The 1,824-nt window shown below is 67.3% G+C and carries 1 protein-coding gene; it reads right to left on the minus strand.

Annotated elements, in window-relative coordinates:
* Positions 1-1,811: type I polyketide synthase (locus O5O46_RS34900; RefSeq protein ID WP_333482453.1), on the minus strand; the 1,811-nt coding region annotated here is incomplete at its 3' end.
* Positions 1,812-1,824 lie beyond the last annotated feature (13 nt).

Genomic DNA, 1,824 nt, shown 5'->3' on the forward strand with positions numbered 1-1,824 from the left:
GAGAACAACACAAACGCCCGCAGACCGAGATCCCGCGTCAACTCATGCAGATTCAGCGCCGCATCCACCTTCGGACGCAACACCCCATCCACCCGCTCCGGCGTCAACGACGAAATAACACCGTCATCCAACACACCCGCGGCATGCACCACACCCACCAACGGACGCTCCACCGGAACCGAACCCAGCAGCTCCGCCAACGCCTCCCGGTCGGCCACATCACATGCGGCCCACGTGACCTCAGCGCCCAAGTCGCCCAGGCCAGACGCGAGTTCGGCGGCACCCGGCGCCTCCATCCCACGACGGCTGACGAGCAGCAGGTGCCGCACACCGTGCTCGACCACCAGATGCCGGGCGACCAGACCACCCAGAGTCCCCGTGGCACCGGTGACCAGCACCGTACCCGCACCATCGAAGACAGCCGACGCCGTCTCCCCCTCACCCACCGGCACACGAGCGAGCCGCGGCGCACACACCACACCCCCGCGCACCGCCAACTCCGGCTCATCCAGCGCCAGCAGCCCCGGATCCACCCGCAACGCCGAATCATCAAGGTCCAACAGGACCAGACGGCCGGGATTCTCCGACTGCGCCGAGCGGAACAACCCCCGCGCCGCCGCGAACGCCAGATCCCGAACCCCCTCACCCGGAACCGCCTCAACAGCACCCCGAGTCACCAACACCAACCGCGAACCAGCGAACCGCTCATCCGCCAACCACGCCTGAACCAACCCCAACACCCGATGCGTAGCAGAACGCACCGCATCAGCGTCAGCCGGTGAAGCGGAGGTCGCGTAGTCGACCACAACCGTGCTCGGCACCGGAGAACCGGAATCGACCGCCTCCATCAAGGCGGACAGGTCACCGGAGCTGAGCACTGCCCAGTCCTCGGCGAACAGTTCAGGTGCGCCGGGCACCGGGACCGGGGTCCACTCCAGCTGGAACAGCGACTCATGGTGCCCGGCACCCGCCGCGGCCCGTACCTGCTCAGCGGACGCCGCACGCAGCGCCACCGAGTCGACCGACGCCACCAACTGGCCAGCACCATCAGCCACCAGCAACGACACCGCACCCGGCCGCAACTCGGAAAGCCGCACCCGCAGCGTCGACGCACCCACCGCGTACAGCGAGACACCACTCCACGCGAACGGAATGAGGGGACCGGCGTTCAGCTCGTCGAAGCGCTCGGCGCTGTCCACGCCGACAGCATGCAGTGCGGCGTCCAGGAGTGCCGGGTGCAGACCGTACTGGCCCGCCTCGTCCCACGCCTCCTCCGGCAACGCCACCTCAGCGAACAACTCACCGCCACGACGCCACACCGCACGAAGCCCACGGAACACCGGCCCATACTCCAGACCAGCCTCCGCCAACTCCCCATACAAACCCTCAACAGCAACCGGCACCGCATCCCGCGGCGGCCACACCACCAAATCACCATCAACCGGCGCCACACCAGGAACCAGCACACCAGTGGCATGCCGCACCCACGGCTCACCCGCCAACGCATCACGCCGCCGCGAATGAACCCCGAACACCCGACGACCCGACGCGTCCGCAGCCTCAACCACCAACTGCAACCGCACACCCACACCAACAGGAAGCACCAATGGCGCCTCCAACGTCAGCTCCTCAAGCCGCTCCGCCCCCACCCGCACACCGGCATGAACCGCCAACTCCACAAACGCCGTACCCGGCAACAACACCGAGCCCAACACCACATGATCCGCAACCCACCCACGCGAACCCGCCGACAACACACCCGTGAACAGGAAACCACCACTGTCAGCCAACCCCACCGCAGCACCAAGCAGAGGATGACCAGCA

Origin of the sequence: Streptomyces sp. RPT161 (assembly GCF_027533845.1) — a bacterium.
In the GTDB taxonomy this organism is placed as follows: Bacteria; Actinomycetota; Actinomycetes; order Streptomycetales; family Streptomycetaceae; genus Streptantibioticus_A; species Streptantibioticus_A silvisoli_A.